Annotated in this window: 1 pseudogene; it reads left to right on the top strand. The window is 75.7% G+C overall.

Going from position 1 to position 210, the window contains the following annotated elements:
- Positions 1 to 210 (top strand): annotated as a pseudogene (locus tag EXE44_RS19960) (hypothetical protein); the annotation flags it as partial.

Genomic DNA, 210 nt, shown 5'->3' with positions numbered 1-210 from the left:
CGACCGAGTCCTCGGCGCCGGCGGGCTCGTCGGCGGGCTGTGGTTCGGGCCGGCGGTCTGGGAGATCGGGGCGACAGCGCTGTCCGGGTTTATCGGCGGTGCGACCGGCGTGGTCGCGCTCGACGCGCTGGGGTTCCAACTGACTGGCGGGGAGCTGGCGGCGATCGGCGTCGTCGCGGTTCTCGCCTGGGCGGGCGCCTCGACGCTCCC

Origin of the sequence: Halorubrum sp. SS7, assembly GCF_005435055.1 — an archaeon.
In the GTDB taxonomy this organism is placed as follows: domain Archaea; phylum Halobacteriota; class Halobacteria; order Halobacteriales; family Haloferacaceae; genus Halorubrum; species Halorubrum salinarum.
This window is presented reverse-complemented; position numbering and strand designations above follow the sequence as displayed.